Annotated in this window: 19 protein-coding genes; all 19 read left to right on the top strand. The window is 71.7% G+C overall.

Going from position 1 to position 14,616, the window contains the following annotated elements:
- Positions 1 to 27: 27 nt before the first annotated feature.
- The 19 genes from M446_RS19870 to M446_RS19785 all read left to right on the top strand — a co-directional run bounded on the left by M446_RS19870 (position 28) and on the right by M446_RS19785 (position 14,604).
- Positions 28 to 564: a DUF2493 domain-containing protein gene (locus M446_RS19870; protein ID WP_012333900.1), complete on the top strand. Its 537-nt coding sequence runs from the start codon at positions 28 to 30 to the stop codon at positions 562 to 564.
- Positions 561 to 971 (top strand): hypothetical protein, encoded by a 411-nt coding sequence (locus M446_RS19865; RefSeq protein ID WP_012333899.1) that lies wholly within the window; start codon positions 561 to 563, stop codon positions 969 to 971. Before M446_RS19870 ends, M446_RS19865 begins: the two co-directional genes overlap by 4 nt.
- 96 nt (positions 972 to 1,067) lie before the next feature.
- On the top strand, positions 1,068 to 1,220 hold the full coding sequence (locus M446_RS38240; RefSeq protein WP_168169169.1) for a hypothetical protein: 153 nt from the start codon (positions 1,068 to 1,070) through the stop codon (positions 1,218 to 1,220).
- On the top strand, positions 1,217 to 1,774 hold the full coding sequence (locus tag M446_RS34300) for a protein tyrosine phosphatase-like protein (protein ID WP_012333897.1): 558 nt from the start codon (positions 1,217 to 1,219) through the stop codon (positions 1,772 to 1,774). The genes M446_RS38240 and M446_RS34300 overlap by 4 nt, the downstream gene beginning before the upstream one ends.
- Before the next feature lie 261 nt (positions 1,775 to 2,035).
- A complete protein-coding gene (locus M446_RS19855) occupies positions 2,036 to 2,482 on the top strand; it encodes a hypothetical protein (RefSeq protein WP_012333896.1) in 447 nt (148 codons plus the stop codon).
- 63 nt (positions 2,483 to 2,545) lie between these two features.
- Positions 2,546 to 4,624: a terminase gpA endonuclease subunit gene (locus tag M446_RS19850; RefSeq protein WP_012333895.1), complete on the top strand. Its 2,079-nt coding sequence runs from the start codon at positions 2,546 to 2,548 to the stop codon at positions 4,622 to 4,624.
- 3 nt (positions 4,625 to 4,627) lie between these two features.
- Positions 4,628 to 6,232, top strand: coding sequence for a phage portal protein (locus tag M446_RS19845; RefSeq protein WP_012333894.1), 1,605 nt, complete (start codon positions 4,628 to 4,630; stop codon positions 6,230 to 6,232).
- Positions 6,233 to 6,234: 2 nt separating this feature from the next.
- The gene (locus M446_RS19840) at positions 6,235 to 6,486 is read left to right on the top strand and encodes a hypothetical protein (protein WP_012333893.1); all 252 of its coding nucleotides are present in this window, start codon (positions 6,235 to 6,237) and stop codon (positions 6,484 to 6,486) included.
- A 12-nt stretch (positions 6,487 to 6,498) separates the two neighbouring features.
- Positions 6,499 to 7,944 (top strand): S49 family peptidase, encoded by a 1,446-nt coding sequence (locus M446_RS19835; protein ID WP_012333892.1) that lies wholly within the window; start codon positions 6,499 to 6,501, stop codon positions 7,942 to 7,944.
- Between the two features lie 42 nt (positions 7,945 to 7,986).
- Positions 7,987 to 8,658 carry a head decoration protein gene (locus M446_RS19830; protein WP_012333891.1) on the top strand — a complete coding sequence of 224 codons (672 nt, stop codon included), beginning with the start codon at positions 7,987 to 7,989 and terminating at the stop codon, positions 8,656 to 8,658.
- A 120-nt stretch (positions 8,659 to 8,778) separates the two neighbouring features.
- Positions 8,779 to 9,804 (top strand): major capsid protein, encoded by a 1,026-nt coding sequence (locus M446_RS19825; RefSeq protein ID WP_012333890.1) that lies wholly within the window; start codon positions 8,779 to 8,781, stop codon positions 9,802 to 9,804.
- An 11-nt stretch (positions 9,805 to 9,815) separates the two neighbouring features.
- A complete protein-coding gene (locus tag M446_RS19820) occupies positions 9,816 to 10,232 on the top strand; it encodes a hypothetical protein (RefSeq protein WP_012333889.1) in 417 nt (138 codons plus the stop codon).
- The gene (locus M446_RS19815) at positions 10,229 to 11,023 is read left to right on the top strand and encodes a hypothetical protein (RefSeq protein WP_012333888.1); all 795 of its coding nucleotides are present in this window, start codon (positions 10,229 to 10,231) and stop codon (positions 11,021 to 11,023) included. Before M446_RS19820 ends, M446_RS19815 begins: the two co-directional genes overlap by 4 nt.
- Positions 11,020 to 11,598 (top strand): phage baseplate assembly protein V, encoded by a 579-nt coding sequence (locus tag M446_RS19810; RefSeq protein WP_063826007.1) that lies wholly within the window; start codon positions 11,020 to 11,022, stop codon positions 11,596 to 11,598. Before M446_RS19815 ends, M446_RS19810 begins: the two co-directional genes overlap by 4 nt.
- Before the next feature lie 17 nt (positions 11,599 to 11,615).
- On the top strand, positions 11,616 to 11,945 hold the full coding sequence (locus tag M446_RS19805; protein ID WP_012333886.1) for a hypothetical protein: 330 nt from the start codon (positions 11,616 to 11,618) through the stop codon (positions 11,943 to 11,945).
- Positions 11,946 to 11,948: 3 nt separating this feature from the next.
- Positions 11,949 to 12,368: a GPW/gp25 family protein gene (locus M446_RS19800; RefSeq protein WP_012333885.1), complete on the top strand. Its 420-nt coding sequence runs from the start codon at positions 11,949 to 11,951 to the stop codon at positions 12,366 to 12,368.
- Between the two features lie 23 nt (positions 12,369 to 12,391).
- The gene (locus M446_RS19795) at positions 12,392 to 13,387 is read left to right on the top strand and encodes a baseplate J/gp47 family protein (RefSeq protein WP_012333884.1); all 996 of its coding nucleotides are present in this window, start codon (positions 12,392 to 12,394) and stop codon (positions 13,385 to 13,387) included.
- Entirely contained in the window at positions 13,380 to 14,048 is a 669-nt protein-coding gene (locus tag M446_RS19790) for a phage tail protein I (protein ID WP_012333883.1), read from the top strand. Before M446_RS19795 ends, M446_RS19790 begins: the two co-directional genes overlap by 8 nt.
- Complete coding sequence (locus tag M446_RS19785; RefSeq protein ID WP_012333882.1) at positions 14,041 to 14,604, top strand: phage tail protein; 564 nt, start codon at positions 14,041 to 14,043, stop codon at positions 14,602 to 14,604. Before M446_RS19790 ends, M446_RS19785 begins: the two co-directional genes overlap by 8 nt.
- Positions 14,605 to 14,616: the final 12 nt, after the last annotated feature.

Raw genomic sequence — 14,616 nt, 5'->3', positions numbered from 1 at the left:
TGACCAGCCCCGGGGACCAGACCGGACATGCGAGTTCTCATCTGCGGCGGGCGCGACTACGCCCGGGCCCGCCATCTGCGCGAGCGGCTGGACGCCCTCGCAGCGGAGCACAAGTTCACCCTCGTCGTCACGGGCGGGGCGACCGGCGCGGACACGCTGGCGGACCGCTGGGCCGAGGCCCGGGGGATCGACCGGGTGATCTGCCCCGCCAACTGGGTCGGGCGCAGCAAGCTCGCCGGCCCGGACCGCAACGGGCTGATGCTCCGCCTCGTCCGCCCCGATCTGGTGGTCGCCTTCGAGGGAGGCGCCGGCACGGCGGACCTGCTGCGGCAAGCCCGGGCGGCGAAGGTCCGGGTCATCCAGGTCCCGGAGGAGGACGAGCCCCCGCTGGAGGACAACCCCCTGCTATTCCCGGACGTCGTGGGGGAGACGGGGGCGGACGCCCCGCAGGGGACTGAAGCCCCGCAGGGGGCCGATCCCGCCCCGGCCGCCGAGGGCAGCGCGCGCACCAGCGCCCCGCGGCCCGTCCCGCGCTCGGGCCGCTTCGGGAGGGGCACGCGATGACCGGCTTCGACGACGACGACTTCGAGGAGCTGGCGCCGCGAGCCAAGGCGACCGTCTCCTCCCCCGTGGCTTTCGGGACCTGCTGCGTCCGCGGCGGCACCGAGAAGGTCACGCTGACCTTCGCCCCGGAGGCCATCGCCCGCCTCGACGGCTGGCCCCGCTTCGCGGTCGCATGGTCGCCGAAGCAGATGGCCTTGAGGATCCGGGCCGACGCTCAGGGGCGCTTCGAGGCGTGCCGGACGCCGCTCGGCGGACGCCACATGCTCCGGGTCGACCTGCCCCCGGAGCTGGTGCACGTCCCCAAGCTGCGCGAGCCTGCCCCCCACACCTACGGGGAGGACGGGGTGACCCTCTATGTGATCGCCCCCCCCCGGCCTTCCGGGCGCAGCCCCGGACGCCCCTCCTAGCGCCCCCGGCGCCCGGGCCCGCCCCGGGGAGCCACCAAGCCGCGGTCCAGTCCGCGCGGGCCGCCGTCCCGGGCGGCGTCCTGAAGGGCGCCTTCCGTGGGTGCCCCCCCCCGGGAGGCCGCCCTCGACATGCTCGCCCTCGCCCTCTGGGTTGTGGGCGTGACCCTCGCCCTCTGGGCGCTCCCGCTCCTCGCCGACAGCGGCCGGGTCGCCATGGACTGGCGCCTGCCCCGCCAGGAGACGCCGTGACCGCCATCGCCACGACCTCGCTCGACGCCCTGGCCGAGAGCATCGACGCCTGGAAGCCCGACCTCGTCGTCTCGGTCCGCTCCCCGGGCCGGGGCACCCTCCTCATCCCCACCGTCCCCGTCCTCCCCCTCGCCTTCCACGACATCGAGGCGGCGTTCGACGGGCGCATGGATGGGCCGAGCCCGCGCCACCTGGGCGTCTTCCTGGACGTCCTCGGCCTCCGCCCGGGGCGCCTGCTCATCCACTGCACCCAGGGGCTCTCGCGCTCCCCTGCCCTCGCCCTCGTCGCCGCCGTCGCCCTGACCCCGGAGGACGCCTGCCGGCGGATGAGCGCGGCCCACCCCAAGGCGGCGCCCAACCGCCGGGTGCTCGCCCTCGGCGGCGCAGCCCTCGGGGTCGGGACCGCCCTGGTGGCCGCCGCCTCCCCAGTCTTCGCCCAGCCCCGGGCCCGGTACGGCGCGGTCGGCCTCCCCGCCGGCTTCCGCCTCCCCTTCCCAGGCCTCCCGGGGGGAGAGCCCGCCGCCCCCGCCCCGCTCCCCGCGCTCGCGTCGTAGGAGCGTCGCTGGCGGGCGTCCGCCTCCGCCCGGTACCTCCCCCTGTCGGGAAGGCCCTGACGACCGCCACGGGCTCGCTGGCTCGGCTGGTGGGGTGGCTGGCGAGTCTGGCCGAAGGGCTTAGGGACCGTCTGGCTGGTACAGGAAGTTGCGGGTCCCAGGCTCGCGCTCTTGGCGCGTTTTCGGGATTTTTCGATCCCGGCTTTACTGCATGAAATGGCTGTCCAAATGGCTGAAGACTCAAAGCCGTCAGATGCCGGGATGATCCCGCTGGAGCAGGCCGCGCGGCTGCTTCTGTTGAGCACGATGAGGCTCCGGCAGCTCGCCAAAGAGGGCTGGTTCCCGCCTCCGGTGCGGGGGAAAGTCTCGTTGATCCTGACAGTCCAGGGCTACATCAAATTCCTCCGGGACGAGGACCGCCGCAGCTCCAAGACCGCCGCCGAAAGCGGCCTCAAGCAGGCCCGGCAGCGTGAGGTCGAGCTGCGGATCGCCAAGGACGAGGGCGAGCTGATCCCGCTCCTCGACGTGATGGGCGTCATGGACGAGTTCACCGGGGCGGTGGTGACGGCGCTCAAGAACATGCCGAGCCGGTTCTCCCGGGACATCGCGCAGCGGGAACGGCTCCAGCCCCACGTCGACGAGGTGCTGACCCTGGTCGCGGACAAGATGCAGGCAGCGGCCGGGGAAGCGCGCGCGTTGCGCGGGTAGCCGGCGCTGCTCCCTCCCTCGCAAGGTCGGCGCGCTCCGCGCGCGCCGGCCCGTGGCACCCTGATGGCAGACAGTGACCAGCCCGCCGCGGCGCCGACCTGGTGGGCGCACGCGCGAAAGAACCTTCCTGCGCTTCTGGAGCGGATCGCCCTCTTCGTCCGCCCGACCCCCCGGCTGACCCCGGACGCCTGGGGCGCGCAGAACAGGGCGTATCCCGCCAGCTCGGGCCATCCCGGCCCCCGCGACCCGTACTTGACGCCCTACGCGGTCCCGATCGGCCGGGCGATTGCGGAGCGCCGCGCCCGCCGGGTGGTCGGCGTCATGGGCGCCCAGAGCGGCAAGTCCGAGACGCTGCTGGACGTGATCGGGCACCGGCTCGACCAGGATCCGGCCCCGATCCTCTACGTCGGCCCGAACCGGCAGTTTCTGACGGAGCAGCTTGAGCCGCGGATCATGCGGCTGCTGGACGAGGCCCCGACGCTCGCCAACAAGGTCAGCCGCGGCAAGCGGATGACGAAGACGAGGAAGGTCATCGGCGGCGTCCCGCTGCGCCTCGCGCACGCGGGCTCCTCGACGGCCCTGAAGGCCGACCCGGCCTCGCTCGCGGTCACGGACGAGGCGGACGAGATGTTGGCGAACGTGCGCGGCCAGGGCGACCCCTTCGGCCTGATCGACGCCCGCGGCGACACCTACGCGGACTTCGTGCACGCGATCGTCTCGACGCCCTCGCGCGGCCCCAAGGAGGCGGAGATCGACCCCGTCTCGGGTCTCGAATTCTGGAAGGTGATGCCGGCCGACGACTTCGAGTCGAAGGTCTGGCGCCTCTTTCAGGCGGGCACGCGGTATCACTGGACGTGGCGGTGCCCGGAGTGTCAGGAGCGCTTCATCCCCCGCTTCTCGTGCCTCGGCTACGAGGGCAAGGGCGACGAGCGGCACACGACGCCGGCCCGGGCCCGCGAGACGGCGCACATCGTCTGCCCCCGCAACGGCTGCATCCTGACCGAGGCGGACAAGCCGGACATGAACGCCTCGGGCGTCTACGTCGCGCCCGGGCAGGCGATCGCGGCGGACGGGACGGTGACGGGCGAGCCGCCCGCCAGCGACACGATCAGCTTCTGGGTATCCGGCCTCTGCTCGCCCTTCCGCTCTCTCGGGGACCGCGCCGCGGCCTACGTCGAGGCGGTCCAGGGCGGGGACAGCGCCAACATCCAGACGGTCGTCAACGCCGGCTTCGGGGAATGCTACAACGAAGCGCCCCTGAACGCCCCCAAGATCGAGTCGATCAAGGCGAAGATCGTCCCGTATCGCCTGGGCGACGTGCCGCGCGAAGTCATGCGCCTTACCGCCGGGGTCGACGTCCAGAAGCGGTCGATCTTCTACGTCGTCCGCGGCTGGGGCGCGCGCGGCGCCTCCTGGCTGCTCCAGGCGGAGGAGCTGCAGGGGCTCACGGACGGCGAGGACGTCTGGGACGACCTCGCGGACGCGCTCACCTCCCCCTACGGCGGCCTGAGGGTCGAGAAAGCCTTCATCGACTCGGGCTTCCGGCCGGACAAGCCGGATGCCGGGGACGTCCACCGGGTCTACGCCTTCGCCCGCCGCTACGACTGGCTGGTCGTGCCGACCAAGGGCATGCCGACCCGGGCGCAGCCGATGACGATCCGCAAGCACGAAGTCGACACGAAGGGGAAGGCGGCGCGGTTCTCGGTCGATCTGGCGACCCTCGACTCGGACTACTTCAAGTCGCTGGTGTCGAGCCGGATCCAGACGCCGGTCGGACGCCCGGGCTCCTTCCACCTCCCGCTCGACATCTCCGAGCGCTACTGCCGGCACCTGATCTCGGAGGTCCGCGAGATCGTCGCCGGCAAGCCGGTCTGGACCCAGGTCAGCCGCGACAACCACTGGCTCGACTCCGAGGCATTGGCGGCGGCGGCTGGCTACCTACTCAACGTCCTGCGCATCCCCGATGGGGTGATGCGCGATTGGGACGAGACGGCGCCCCCGCCGCTCCCGGCGGTGGGGGACGACGTCCCGCCCGCCGCGGCCCCGCTCCAGGCGGCGAAGGCGGCGGTGGCCCAAAAATCCCTCCGGGACAGCCTCTCGTCTCGCATGGCGGCCCGCGCGGCCGGCTTCAATCGGAGATAGCCCATGTCGATCGTACCCCGGATCAAGCAGGGCGGCGTTCTGCCCGCGACGTCCGGGGATCGCCCTCGGCCGAAAGCATCGAGCGGCTGGTGGCCCGGCTACATGCGCGGGGAGGCGTCCCCGGTGTTTCGCGGCTGGAACCCGATGCCGCGGGATCCGGCCGACACCGTCCGGTCCGCCTGGACCCGGGCGGCCGGGCGCGCGCTTGACATCATCCACAACTCGGGCTGGATCTCGGGCGCCATCGACCAAGCGGTCGCGAACACGGTCGGGGTCGGCCTGCGCCCTCGCCTGACCCTCGACGCCGAGGTCATGGGCTGGGACGAGGATCAGGCCACCGACTGGTGCGCGCGCGCCGAGGCCCGGTTCCTTAACCTCTGGGCCACGAACTCCTACGAGTGCGACATCGAGGGGCGGCGCACCTTCGCGCAGATGCAGGCCGCGGCCTTCCGCTCCTGGTTCGGCCCGGGGGAGATCGTCAGCGAGTGTGCCTGGAAGCGGCGCCCCGGCGGCGCATACGGCTCGAAGGTCCGGCTGATCCCGGCGCACCGGCTCTCGCAGCGCACGGCCTATCCGCGCCTCGTCCAGGGCGTCCAGATGGACGAAGACTGGATGCCGACGAGCTACTGGTTCTGGCGGCGCAATACCCCGACCGGGACCGAGCAGGAGATCGAGGTCGAGGCCCGGGACCGCTATGGGCGCCCCCGGATCGTCCACGTCTTCGACGGCGTGCCCGGGCAGTATCGGGGCATCTCGCCCCTGGTGGCGGCGCTCGCGACCGCCCGGCGCTTCGACCAGCTCACCGAGAGCAAGCTGACCGCGAACCTGATCCAGGCGGTCTTCGCCGCGACGATCAAGAGCGACGAGCCGACCGAGGAGATCCTGAAGGGGCTGCTGACCCCTCAGGAGCAGGCCCGGATGGCGAGCGACGGCATGAGCGCCTTCGACGCCTGGGCGGCGATGAACGAGGGCTGGTACAAGAGCACCAACATCGACCTCGGGATCAACGGGCGCTTTGCTCACCTCTTCCCGGGTCAGGAGCTGGAATTCCACTCGACCTCGCAGAGCAGCGCGGACTTCAAGGACTTGGCGCTGTTCCTTCTGCGCGAGATCCTGCGCTGCCTCGGCCTGACCTACGAGAGCGGCACCGGCGACTATTCCGGCGCGACCTACTCGTCGGTCCGTATGGCGACGAGCGAGATCTTCCAGATCACGCTCTACCGGCGCGAGAACATCGTCGGGCCCTTCTCGACGCCGCACTTCCTGGCGTGGCTGGAGGAGGACATCGAGCGCGGCGGCACGCCGTTCCCGGACGGGGTCGCCGGCTTCCTCGCCAAGCGCCCCGCCCTGACGCTGCGGTGGACTGGCACGCCCAAGCCCGAGGCGGACAACCTGAAGACCGCCAAGACGTGGCAGACCTACCGGGACATGGGCGTCGCGACCGACGAGGCGATCTGCGCCGACCAGGGGCTCGGGGACGTCCACGACGTCTACAAGCAGCGCGCCCGTGAGATGCGCCTGCGCGCGAAGTACGGGCTCCCGGAGAACGGGCCGGCGCCGACGCCCGACCCGGTGGCCGACAAGCTGGTCGTGCAGGAGGACAACTAGCCGTGGCCGACATCACGACCGTGGACCCGACCGATTCTTGTGCGGTCGCGGCGGCGCTGAGCACCGCCTACCTCGCCCTGGTCGCCGGCCAGCAGGAGCTTCGCATCCGCTTCCGCGAGGGAGACGTCGAAGAAGACGTCTGGTTCTCGCAAGCGAACCTTCAGACGCTCCGCATGGAGATGCTGCGCCAGCAGCAGCTTTGTGCGGCGAAGACTTCCGGCCGCTCGCCGCGCTTCTGCGCGACCGCGGGCTGATCGCGAGGCATCATGCACTATCACCGCATCGCCGGCCGGTTCTACAACCGGCCGCTTCTCGTCGCGCCCGCGACCGCCGAGACGATCTCGGCCTTCCTCCTCTCGCGCATGTCCGCCGGCCCGGCCGCGGGCGGCAACGTCGGCGGGATCGAGCACGACGCGGGCGAGAGCCTGCAGATCTTCCGCGGGCACGAGCGCGCGGACGGCTCGGTCGAGGTCCACACCCCGCGCGCCAGCCGCTTCTACGGCGATTACCCCCTGGCCGAGGATGGTTCGAAGCGCCCGCTCCCCTTCCGCCGGACCGCCGAGGGCGTCGCCATCCTCACCCTCGTGGGCGAGTGGGTGAACCGGGGCGGCTGGGTCGGCGCGTCCTCGGGGCTCATCTCCTACGAGGGCTTCGCCTACCAGATGCGGATGGCCGCCGCGGACCCGCGGACGAAGGCGATCCTGCTCGACCTGGAGAGCCCCGGCGGCGAGGCGGTCGGCGCCTTCGAGGCGGCCGAGCTCGTCCGGCAAGTGGCGTCCCAGAAGTCCGTGACCGCGCTCGTCAACGGCATGGCCTCCTCGGCTGCCTACGCGATCGCCTCCGGCGCCAGCCGGATCGTCTCGATCCCGACCGGCCTCGCCGGCTCGATCGGCGTCGTCCTGATGCACCTCGACATCAGCGAGTACCTGCGGGCCGAGGGGATGAAGCCGACCCTGATCTTCGCGGGCGACCACAAGGTCGACTGGAACCCCTTCGAACCCTTGCCCGACGCGGTCCGCGCCGACCTCCAGAAGGAGGTTGAAGGCTTCTACGCGAAGTTCGTCACGACGGTCGCGGCCGGGCGGCCGGGCCTCAGCGAGCAGGCGATCCGGGACACCGAGGCCCGCACCTTCATGGGCGAGGAGGCCATCAAGGCGGGCCTCGTCGATGCGATCGGCACCTTCGACGCGGTGCTGGCCGACCTTTCCGCCGCGCCCGCAGCCGGGCGCTCCTTCCCGTCGCGACCCACTGGAGCTTCCATGTCCGACAACACCCCCACGCCCGGCGCCTCTGCGGGCTTCACCCAGTCCGATCTCGACACCGCCCGCGCCGAGAGCTTCGCGGCCGGCAAGGCCGAGGGCCTGACCGAGGGCACCAAGGCCGGTGCCAGTACCGAGCGGGAGCGCATCGGCGCGATCCTCGGCAGCGACGAGGCCAAGGGCCGCGAGGCGAGCGCCCGCCACCTGGCGCTCTCCACCGACCTGTCGCTGGACGCGGCCAAGGGCGTCCTCTCGGGGCTCCAGGCTGCGGCCCCGGCGGGCCCCAGCCTCGACGCCCGGATGGCCGGGCGCGCCGACCTGAACCTCGACCCCGACACGCCCCCGGCCGCTCAGACGGACCCCAAGGCGGACGCCGCGGCGTCCTGGGACGAGATCGTGGCCGGGATGAACGCGCGCCTGCCGGCAGCGGCCCGCATCCCGGGCGTCCGCTAACCCCTCACCCCGCCCCTCACTCTCATCGGAAGGTCCGCACCAATGGCCTACACCCAGACCGAGACCCCCGCTTCGCTGACCTTCCTGGTCAGCGAGAGCGAGGGCCCGTTCCAGACCCGCGACGCCGTGAAGGTCCCGGTCAACACCGCGCTCCTGCCCGGGACCGTCCTCGGCGCCTACACGGTCGGTGCCCAGGCGACCGCCGCCGCCGCGGCCGATGCCGGCAACACCGGAAACGGCACGATCGCGATGGACGGCACGACGCCCGTCCTGGCCTCCGCGATCGACGGCGACTACCGGATCGTCTTCCTGACCGCGACCACCTTCGAGGTCATCAACCCGAAGGGGAAGAACATCGGCAAGGGCGCGACCGGCGCGGCGTTTTCCAAGGACATCAAGTTCACGATCACGGCCGGCGGCACCGCCTACGTGGCCGGCGACGCCCTCACCGTCTCGGTCGGAGTCGAGAGCAGCACCAGCGACCGCCGCTTCGTGCCCCTGAACCTCTCGGCCACGGACGGCAGCCAGAACGTCACCGGCATCGCGGGTTACCGCGTCATCTCCAACGCGGCCGACGAGCAGGTGACGACCGCGATCACCTCCGGCCCCGCCGAGGTCCGCGGAGTCGACCTGATCTGGCCTGCCGGCATCACCGCGGCCCAGAAGGCCGAGGGCATCGAGCAGCTTCGCCGCCTGAACATCAAGGTCCGCTGATCCCGGGCGCCGGCCTCCGGGCCGGCGCGCCTTCCACCCTCCGCAAAAGTCCACCCTCCCCCGTAGCCCCATGGGCGCGCGCAGCAGCGGCGCCCTTTTTGTTTGAAGGGCACTGCTCTCATGCTGACCATGGACGTCTTCCGCGGCGATGCGTTCTCCGCCGTGTCCCTCACCGCCGCCGTCGACCGGATGGGCTACGTCCCCGGCTTCCTCGGCAGCATCCCGGGCCTGATGGTGGACACCCCGATCCGCACGACGGACGTGTGGATCGAGGAGCGTCTGAACGCCCCTGCGCTCATCCAGACCAGCCCGCGCGGCGCGCCGCCGGCCCAGAAGGGCGGCGACCGCCGCAAGGCCCGGTCGTTCCGCACCGTGCGTCTGGCCGACTCCAGCCGGATCTACGCGGACGAGCTTCAGAACATCCGCGCCTACGGCAGCGAGACTGAGTTGAAGCAGCTCCAGGGCGAGGTCGCCCGCCGTCAGCTCAAGATAAAGCAGGACTTCGACCTGACGCACGAGCACATGCGCCTGGGCGTGATCCAGGGGCTCGTCGTGGACGCGGACGGCTCGACCATCACCGACTGGTACGACGAGCTGGGGCAGAGCCAGGACGCGCCGTTCGCGTTCCAGTTCGGGTCCGGCGCGGAGGACGGTGCGTTCCTGGAGCAGTGCAACAAGGTGAACCGCCAAGTCCTGCGCCGCCTTCAGGGCGTCGGCGGGACGAACGTTATCGTCCACGCGGTCGTGGACGATAACTGGTGGGACGCCATGACCAAGCTCCCGGAGGTCCGCGAGACGTACAAGTACGCGATGCAGGCCCTGCAGTTGCAGAACGACTTCATGAAGGCGTTCAGCAGCTTCAAGTACGGCAACATCATGTGGCACAACTACCGCGGCACGGACGATAGCTCGACCGTGGCGGTACCGGACATGACCGCGAAGTTCTTCCCGGTTGGCGCCGGCATCTTCCAGCGGGCACTCGCCCCGGCCGAGAAATTCGAGTTCGTGAACACGCTCGGTCAGGCCGAATACTCGTGGATGGTGCCCGATCTGGAGCGCGACACCTACTTCGATCTGGAGATGTACAGCTATCCCCTGTACGTCTGCACGATGCCGCAGGCGCTCCAGCGCGGCGTCGCGGCGTAAGGATCGCCGCCATGTCGCTCGCCGCACGGCGTCGCGCCCGCGTGGCGGCCGCCGTGGACCGGCAGTGGGGGGAGGCCGTGCGCCTCACCCCGCGGGCCGAGAACCAGTACACCGGCCCGGGGCCCGACCCGGACCGGGGGACGCCGGTCGAGGTCATCGGCCGCTACACTCGCCGCTCGCAGATCGATGACGACCGCGGCGCGGCCCACGGCATCGGCGCCCGCTTCCAAGGCGTGATCCGGGTCGCCGGAGCGGAGACCTGCGTCGTGATCGGGACGGAGCAGGCGGCCCTGATCCCCTGGACCGTCCGCAAGGGCGACCTCGTGGAGCTGCTGGAGCGCGGCGGCGCGGCCTACGCGGTCGCTGTCTCCCGCGCCAACGACGCGGGGGGCCTGCTCCTGATGCTGACCGCGGAGAGGGCCCCGTGAGCCTCGTCTGCCTCGCCCTGCGCCTCTGCCTCGTCAAGGCGCTGTCCGGGCGTACCCTGGCCGAGAACCGGGTCTTCGACTCGCTGATCGTCCCCTGGGATCAGGTCGCCCAGGAAACCGGCCCGCAGCCGGTCCTGATCGTCTCCACCGACCAGGACGACGCGGAGCCGGACAAGGAGTCCTCGCGCGCCATGACGCGCGACCTCGACGTGGTGATCGAGATGACCCTCGCCGGTCAGGTCCAGGTCCGGGCCGGGGAGTTCGAGGTCGAGATCCCGCACACGGACGCGGGCCTGGAGGCGACTCTCGACGTGATGGCGTGGCAGGTCGAGCAGGCGCTCAAGGACCCGACCGACCCCTGGGCCGAGATGTTCCGGGTCTTCCGCGGCCCGCCCCGGCCCAAGCGGCTGACCAGCCGGCGCGGCGGGTCGGCCGAGCGCGGCGTGAAGTACGCCGTCCGGCAGAACATCGTCACCATCGACCCCATGCAGGAGCCGGAGCGCGGCGCGGACGCGATCCCGGAGCCCTGGGACGCCTTCGTGGCCCTGCTGCGCACGGACCCCGCGCTCGCGCGCTACGGGGACCTCCTGGAGTCCCTGCTGACCGGCTCGACCCTGCTGCCCTGGCAGCGGGCCCAGGCGCTCCTTCAGCAGACCCGCGGGGTGATGAGCGGGGTCGGCCTGGGCGCCGTCCCGGGCGCCGAGGCCGAGCCGCCGGCGAGCCAGATCACGATCGAGACCGTGCGCGGCGACCTCGTCGAGGTGGCCGGCCAGGAGTCCCCGATCCCATGAGCCTCGAAGCCGCCATTAGGGATCTTCTCGACGCGCACTTGGAGCTGCGCCGCGAGCACGAGGCGCTGAAGACTCGGGTCGCCAACCTGATCCGCCCCGGCAAGGTCAGCGACAGCGAGCACGGCAAGGGGGTCAGGGTCGAGCTGGACGGCGGCTCGGACGGGCAGCCGCACAAGTCGACGTGGCTCCAGAACCTCGACGCGACGGGCGTCACCTCCTACCGCGCCAAGGTCGGCGAGCAGGGCTGGGTGCTCTCGCCCAACGGCGACCAGGAGCAGGGCGCCTTCGTACCCTTCGCCCATTCCAAGGACAGGCCGGACCCCGCACCGGACGCGGACACGACGGTCCTGTTCAACCGAGATGACGTGAACATCTCGATCAAGAACGGGACCATTCACATTACGGCGAAGGCCAAGGTGACTTGGGACGTCAACGGCAAGACCTACAGCTTCGATGGAAGCGAGCACGTCTTCCAGGGCGCCAAGGTCAAACACGACGACAAGAATATCGGCAAGGACCATCGCCACGGTGGAGTGGTCGCGGGAAGCCAGACCACCGACGTTCCGCAAGCCTGACCGCCAGGAGAGCCCGCATGACCTCGACCCTCTACCGCGTCACCGACGCCGCGCCCGCGCACCTGCTCGGCCGGCGCGTCGAGCCCGGCGATCTGGTGCGCGCGCGCCCGGCCGCCGTCGCCTACGAGGTCGATCTCGGCCACCTCGTCGCGACCACCGTCGAGGCCGAGGCGCAGCCGATCGCCGGCCTCTCGGAGGCCGAGCGGGCGGCGCTGCCGCCGCTGGATCCGGTCGCCGCCGATGAGACCCCGGCGCCAGCGCGCTTGCGCGCGGAGCCGGCCGCGTTCTCGTTCCGCGCGGGCGCCGACCAGGGGCCGGCCCCCGCAGCCCCGAGCGCCGAGGGCTGACCGATGGCCTCCTGCGGGCTCGACCGCTGGACGGGCGAGCCCTCGCGGGACCTCGCCCACGTCGCCCAGGCGGTCCAGACGATCTTCTCGACCCGCCTGGGCGAGCGGGTCATGCACCGCTGGTTCGGCGGCGGTCTGACCGAGCTGCTGGGGCGGCGCATCACGCCGACCCTGCTGTCGGCCTACCGTATGCTGCTGGTCCTGGCGATCTCGACCTGGGAGCCGCGGCTGAAGGTCGTGCGGATCTCGGCCACCGGCAACACGGTCAACGCCGTCGAGCTGGGCCAGCTCAAGTTCTCGGTCATCTGCTACTACCGCCCGCGCGGTCATCTCGGAGACTATACAGTCGAGGGAGGACCGCGCGCCCTCGACATCTACGCGGTCAACGGCTCTCTGGCCGTAGAGCTGCCGCGCGTCGCCTGATCGTCTAACCCCCGGAGCCGCGCGTGACCCGCTTTACGGACATCGACCTCTCGCGCCTGCCCCCGTTGCCGGCGCTGCCGACCTTCGACGCGATCTATGCGGCCCGGATGGCCGACGTGGCCGCCCGCCTCAACAAGGCGGGCATCCCCTACGACGTCGGGGCGCTCGCGACCGACACGGTCGCGATCCTCCAGGAGACGGGCGCCTATCGCGAGACGCTGGTCTACACGGCCTACGACGACGCGACCCGCGCCGTCCTGCTCGCGACCTCCTGGGGGCCCTACCTCGACCACCTCGGCGCGACGCAGACCCCCGCGGTTGCCCGCCTGCCGCTGGTCGCCAACCCTCGGACCTACGTCTTCGAGACTGACGCGGCGGCGGACTGGGAGTCCGACGACGACTTCCGGGCCCGGATCCAGCTCGCGCCCGAAAGCCTCTCCGGCGCCGGCCCGGAGGGCGCCTACATCTCGTTCGCCCTCGGGGTCGCCGGGGTCAAGGCGGCGGCGGCCTACGGGCCCATGAGCTACGGCGGCACGCCCGAGGCGCCCTTCGCGCCCCTCGGGCACGTTCACGTCCCGATCGTCGCGAACACGGGCGACGGGACCGCCGCCGACGACCTGATCGCGACCGTCCAGGCCGCGCTGCGGGCGGAGGACCGCCGCCCGCTCGCGGACTTCGTGACCGTCTCCAGCGCGAACATCATCCCGTACCGGATCGAGGCGGTCCTCTACGTCGGCGGCGGCGCGGACCGCGGCGTGGTTCAGGCCGAGGCCGCGAAGCGGTTCGCGGCCCAGGCCAAGCGCCAGCACCGCCCTGGGGCGGCGCAGCTCCTCCAGATGCTCTACGGGGCCGCCTACGTGCCCGACGCCTCCGGGGCCATCCTGGTCGAGCAGGTGGACCTGATCTCGCCGCTGGCCGACGTGAACGGCAACCCGATCAGCCCGGACACGCCCGACCCTGCCTACTGCGCCCCCTACTGCACGGACGTCGCCGTGACGGTGGAGGTGGTCGGTGACTGATCCGGTCAAGCGGCCGAACCTCCTGCCGAGCAACGCGACCCCGCGGGAGCGGGCCCACGCCGATACGGACGGGCGCCTGGACGACCGCGCCGCCGAGGCCGCGCAGATCGTTGCCCTGAAGGACCCGGACAACACTCCAGAGGCGATCGAGCCCTACGTCGCCTGGGAGAAGTCGGTCGACGTCTGGGACCCGCCTTGGCTGGCCCCGATCCGGCGCGCGGCGATCAAGGCCGCACCGGAGGTCCACGCCTACAAGGGCACGCCCCGGGCGATGAGGATCGCCCTCTCGGCCTTCGGGATCGACGCCGAGATCGTGGAGTGGTGGCAGACCAGCCCCCCGGGCCGCCCCTACACCTTCAAGCTGACCGCCCACGTCCACTCGCGGCTCTACGAGGGCGGGGAGCTGATCGACCCCCGGACCGTCAAGGTGGTCTTCGGGACGGTGATGCGGGTCAAGCCGGTGTCCCGCGCCTTCGACCTCGTTCTGGCCGCCGGCCTGGACTCGCGGCTCGGCGCCGCCGCCGTCGCGGTCGCGCGCTCCCGGGTCCGAGTCGCCGCCTACGCCGACAACCTGGAGCGCTGCACCGCCACGATCGGCGCCGTGGGCGTCCTCGTCGCCCGCTCCGTCCTCCGCCTCTCGCTGGTGAGCTCCGATGTCTGACCCTCTTGTCCTCACCCTCACGCGGCCCGGTCTGGCGGCGTGCGTGCGCGCGCAGGGCGACGGCCTCCAGGCCGTCGTGGACCGCGTCGCGGTCGGCCGCGGCGTGCCGTCCGGCATCTCCTACGTGGGGTATACGCCCAGTAAGGATGCGACGGCGCTCCAGACCGAGGTGATCCGGGTCCCGGTGATCTCCGGCGCCAAGCTCGGCGCCCCCGGCCAGGCGCGCTTCCGGGTCCTGGCCGAGGTCCCGAAAACGTCGAGCCCCTCCGAGTACGCGATCCGGGAGGTCGGGTTCTTCCTGAGCGACGGCACGCTGCTCGCGCTCTGGTCGGATCCGACGCCGGGGTTCGTGCTGGCCTCGAAGACCGCGCTCGCGGACGTCGCCTTTTCGATGGATCTCGTCCTCGACCAGATCCCCACCAACGCGCTCACGCTGGCCGTCCTGGAGCCCGAGATCCCCGAGTGGGCCGCGGCGATCGCCGAGCTGCTGGGCGCCGAGGCCGGGTCCTGGCGCGACAGCATGCGCTTCGTCCTGCGGCGCGACTTCAACCTCTGATCCGAAGGAACT

Origin of the sequence: Methylobacterium sp. 4-46, assembly GCF_000019365.1 — a bacterium.
GTDB lineage: Bacteria > Pseudomonadota > Alphaproteobacteria > Rhizobiales > Beijerinckiaceae > Methylobacterium.
Note: the sequence above shows the minus strand (reverse complement) of the source record. Positions and strands in the feature narration are given on the sequence as shown.

Bases quoted from the DNA above. Each gene is read 5' to 3' on its own strand.
- M446_RS19855 (WP_012333896.1), top strand. From the start codon at position 2,036: ATGATCCCGCTGGAGCAGGCCGCGCGGCTGCTTCTGTTGAGCACGATG.
- M446_RS19845 (WP_012333894.1), top strand. From the start codon at position 4,628: ATGTCGATCGTACCCCGGATCAAGCAGGGCGGCGTTCTGCCCGCGACG.
- M446_RS19835 (WP_012333892.1), top strand. From the start codon at position 6,499: ATGCACTATCACCGCATCGCCGGCCGGTTCTACAACCGGCCGCTTCTC.
- M446_RS19810 (WP_063826007.1), top strand. From the start codon at position 11,020: ATGAGCCTCGAAGCCGCCATTAGGGATCTTCTCGACGCGCACTTGGAG.
- M446_RS19850 (WP_012333895.1), top strand. From the start codon at position 2,546: ATGGCAGACAGTGACCAGCCCGCCGCGGCGCCGACCTGGTGGGCGCAC.
- M446_RS19865 (WP_012333899.1), top strand. From the start codon at position 561: ATGACCGGCTTCGACGACGACGACTTCGAGGAGCTGGCGCCGCGAGCC.
- M446_RS19825 (WP_012333890.1), top strand. From the start codon at position 8,779: ATGCTGACCATGGACGTCTTCCGCGGCGATGCGTTCTCCGCCGTGTCC.
- M446_RS19830 (WP_012333891.1), top strand. From the start codon at position 7,987: ATGGCCTACACCCAGACCGAGACCCCCGCTTCGCTGACCTTCCTGGTC.
- M446_RS19820 (WP_012333889.1), top strand. From the start codon at position 9,816: ATGTCGCTCGCCGCACGGCGTCGCGCCCGCGTGGCGGCCGCCGTGGAC.
- M446_RS19805 (WP_012333886.1), top strand. From the start codon at position 11,616: ATGACCTCGACCCTCTACCGCGTCACCGACGCCGCGCCCGCGCACCTG.
- M446_RS19800 (WP_012333885.1), top strand. From the start codon at position 11,949: ATGGCCTCCTGCGGGCTCGACCGCTGGACGGGCGAGCCCTCGCGGGAC.
- M446_RS19785 (WP_012333882.1), top strand. From the start codon at position 14,041: ATGTCTGACCCTCTTGTCCTCACCCTCACGCGGCCCGGTCTGGCGGCG.
- M446_RS19870 (WP_012333900.1), top strand. From the start codon at position 28: ATGCGAGTTCTCATCTGCGGCGGGCGCGACTACGCCCGGGCCCGCCAT.